The 3,531-nt window shown below is 62.6% G+C and carries 5 protein-coding genes; 3 read left to right on the forward strand and 2 right to left on the reverse strand.

The genetic code is table 11. From position 1 onward, the window contains the following. Together VEK15_05720 and rsgA are read right to left on the reverse strand one after the other, a co-directional pair. A partial coding sequence (locus VEK15_05720; protein ID HXV60171.1) for a type II toxin-antitoxin system Phd/YefM family antitoxin occupies positions 1 to 178 on the reverse strand: 178 nt, incomplete at its 3' end. A gap of 69 nt (positions 179 to 247) precedes the next feature. Continuing rightward, positions 248 to 1,213, reverse strand: a complete 966-nt coding sequence (gene rsgA, locus VEK15_05725; protein ID HXV60172.1) for a ribosome small subunit-dependent GTPase A — start codon at positions 1,211 to 1,213, stop codon at positions 248 to 250. A gap of 68 nt (positions 1,214 to 1,281) precedes the next feature. Between rsgA and lpxB the strand changes: the two genes are divergently transcribed. From lpxB to VEK15_05740, 3 genes are all read left to right on the forward strand, one after another. Continuing rightward, positions 1,282 to 2,478 carry a lipid-A-disaccharide synthase gene (gene lpxB / locus VEK15_05730; GenBank protein HXV60173.1) on the forward strand — a complete coding sequence of 399 codons (1,197 nt, stop codon included), beginning with the start codon at positions 1,282 to 1,284 and terminating at the stop codon, positions 2,476 to 2,478. After that, complete coding sequence (locus tag VEK15_05735) at positions 2,478 to 3,020, forward strand: hypothetical protein (protein HXV60174.1); 543 nt, start codon at positions 2,478 to 2,480, stop codon at positions 3,018 to 3,020. The genes lpxB and VEK15_05735 overlap by 1 nt, the downstream gene beginning before the upstream one ends. Before the next feature lie 4 nt (positions 3,021 to 3,024). Continuing rightward, positions 3,025 to 3,531 (forward strand): hypothetical protein (locus VEK15_05740; GenBank protein HXV60175.1); only part of this gene is annotated, 507 nt, incomplete at its 3' end.

Below are 3,531 nucleotides of genomic sequence, written 5' to 3' on the forward strand. Positions count from 1 at the left end.
TGCGTACAGTCCCGATGATTTGCTCTTGGGGATAGCCTTCGCTCCGAGGAACAGGCGGGACGAGCTGAGCAACCGGCTTTCCTCGTTTGAGTATAGTCACCGGCTCTCCCGTGCGGGCAACCTCATCGAGGATCGCGGGGCATTTGGCCTTGAACTCGCTCGACGATAACGTTTTCATAGGATCAGTCTACTTGACTGGTTCTGTTCTTCCCAAGGGCGGCCTGGCAGCCGAACGCACGGGGTGGAGCTACCCGAGCTCCTCGTAAAGACCGCAATAGCTCTCGTATCTCGTTCTCGAGATGGCGCCCTCCGCGACTGCCTTCTTGACGCCGCAGTGCGGCTCGGGGATGTGGCTGCAGGTGGAAAAATGGCAGGCGTCGCGGTGGGGTCGAAACTCTACGAAGGCGGCGGCTAGATCGGCTCGGTCGATGTGCCGCAGGGAGAGCTCGCGCACGCCGGGCGTGTCCACCAGCTCTCCACCGAAATCGAGCGCTAGAAGCGTGGACGCGCTCGTGGTGTGGCGCCCCCGGCCTCGACGATTCACTTCGCCGCTCGCGAGCTTCGCGCCGGGCACCATCGCGTTAGCGAGCTTCGACTTTCCCACTCCCGAGTGCCCGACGAGCATCGAGCGCTTGTTCGTGAGCAGCGCACGAAGCTCCTCGAGACCAACGCCTTTCCTTGCGCTCGTGAACACGAGGGGATAGCCGAGCTCGGCGTACAGACGAAGCGATTGTCTCGCCTCGTCGAGCAGGACACCGTCGTCGAGGTCGACCTTGTTGAGACAGACGGCGGGGGCGATCTGTGCTGTCTCGGCGATGGCGAGGTACCGGTCGATGAGCCCAGTCTTGAACGGAGGCTCGAGAAGGGCCGAAACGACCACGAGCTGATCGACGTTCGCCGCGAGTACCTGTAACCTCGGCTTGCGACGCCCGGCCATGCGGACCACGGCGGTGCGGCGCTCGAGCACCTCGTGCAATACCCCGGGAACGGTCTCGTCGGGGGTATGAAGCTCGAGCGCGACCAGGGGGTCGATCTCGACGCGATCCCCGACGGCAATCTGGGTCTTGACGTCAGCCTCCTCGTCGTCGAAGAGTCGACCACGCAAGTGGCAGTCGAAGACTCGATGGCCCTGCCCGGTATCGACGCGAACCGAGGCTTGTTTGCCGAGGAGTTTGAAGACGGTTCCGACGAGCTTGGGTTTATGGCTCGACACGTCTTTGGGCGTCGCTCAGGAAGACGAAAGCCGGAGCATGCTATATTCGGCCGCCAAGCGCTGTCAACGTGTCGAACGAAATCCCGATTCTCGTTAGCTGCGGCGAGGCGTCGGGCGACCTGTACCTCTCCGAGCTTCTTCTGGAGCTTCGACGACGCCTGCCGGCGCTTCGAGCTTTCGGCCTGGGGGGCGAGCGTGCGAAGCGCGCCGGTACGGACCTCGTCGTGCATCTCGACGAGATCTCCGTCATTGGATTGGTAGAAGTTCTTCGCAAGTTGCCCGCGCTTCAGCGAGCCATGCGACTCCTCCTCGCCGAGGCGCGAGCGCTAAGGCCGGCCGCTGCCATCCTGGTCGACTTCTCCGGCTTCAACTTGCGTCTGGGAAAAAGGCTCCACGCTCTCGGGATTCCCATCCTTTATTACGTGAGTCCCCAGGTGTGGGCCTGGCGGCGAGGGCGGCTCAGCACCATCCGCGAGATCGTGGATCAGATGCTCGTCATTCTCCCTTTCGAAGAGGCATTCTACCGCGACGAAGGGATCGAGGTTCGCTACGTCGGCCATCCTCTCGTCGATCTCGTTCGATCCGATCTCGACCGGCTGTCGTTTTGCTCCGGTCTCGGGCTAAAGGCGGAACGTCCGATCGTCATGCTCCTTCCGGGTAGCCGACGAAGCGAGGTCGAGCTCCACGTGCCCGTTCTGCGCCGTGTGGTTCGCCTCCTCGGGACTCGAAGACCCGAGCTGCAATTCATCATGAGTCGAGCGCCCACCGTTCCGCCGAGAGTCTTGTTGGACGCGCTCGCCGAGGACGTCGATCGGGTCCGCCTGCTCGATCGGAGGCCGGCCGATGGTCTAATCCACGCGACCGCGGCCGTGGTCGCGTCCGGCACGGCGACCATCGAAGCGGCACTCTCGGGAACTCCCATGGTCGTGGTCTACCGGGTGGGTCGATTGAGCTATGCCCTCGGTCGTTCCTTTGTGAGAGTTCCGCATTTTTCCATGGTCAATCTCGTGGCTGGGAGGGAAGTCGTGCCGGAGCTGATTCAGGATGCCATGACGCCGGAGGCGATCGCCACCCAACTCACCCGGATACTGGATGACGGACCGGCCCGAACGGAAATGATGCGCGGGCTCGACGAAGTCAGAGAGAAGCTCGGCGGGGGCGGGGCGTCGGCACGCGCGGCGGACGCCGTATTAACCTTCCTCCAATCGAAAGGGGAAAAGCGCGTTATCATGACCTCATCGACCCCATCCAAGGAGTTCGTTTGATGCGTGTGATCTGGTTCGTACTCGTCGGTGCCGCGCTCGCTAGCTTCGAAGCGCGCGCCGCAACCGTGGTTGCGATGAACCTGGAGCAGATGACCGGGCGCTCCGACGTGATCTTCGTCGGACGAGTCACGGGACAGCGGGCGGACTGGAACGCCGATAGAACCGCGCTCTACACGTACACCACCTTCGACGTGGACCGGTACTTGAAGGGAGGAAGCGCAGCGCGATCGATGACGATTCGGCTTCCCGGGGGTCAGGTCGGACCGTTCATTGTCAGAATGCCCGGCGCCCCGTCTTTCGAGCCGGGAGAGGAGGTCCTGCTCTTCTGCTCCGGCGCGGGCGCCCGGATCCCGACGGTTATGGGGCTGTCGCTCGGAAAGTTCACCATTATCGCCGATGCGTCGGGCGAGAGGATCGTGAAGCGTGACATCTCGGGTCTCGTTCTGGCGAACTACCGAACGGACTCGAGAACGCCGGCCGACCCGGTGAACCGCTATCGGCTGGCCGACATCGAAGCGCGGATCGCGGAATTCTCCAGGTAGAGCCATGACCCATCGTTGCCAAGCCCTGTTTCTGCTCTTCGTGCTCGCCATCGGGCCGAAAGCCTCTGCGTACCACTTCATCGAGGTGGAGCTTCTCTCCGGCGGAGCGGCGACCGTCAAATGGCCCACCTCGAGCTTTCCCGTGCCGTACTTCGTCAACGATCGGAAGCCGCGCGATTTTTCCCTCGACGACACGGTCGAAGCGATTCAGGCCTCCTTCCAGACCTGGGAGGACGTCGAGACGGCGAGTATTTCTTTCGAGCTCGCCGGCCTCACCGGAGCCGGTTTCGTGCCTTTCGATCAGATGAGCACTCTGACGTTCACTTCCGACCCGTCTCTCGAAGGCGCGGGCATTCTCGGCGCCACGATCCAGATCATCAATTTGCGCAACGGCGAGCTGGTGGAATCCGACATCTTTTTCAGCAATCTCTTCGTGTGGTCCGTCGATCCCTCCGGCAGGCCCAACACGTTCGATTTCGTCTCCGTGGCCACGCACGAGATCGGTCACTTC

Source organism: Vicinamibacteria bacterium, assembly GCA_035620555.1.
Lineage (GTDB): Bacteria > Acidobacteriota > Vicinamibacteria > Marinacidobacterales > SMYC01 > DASPGQ01.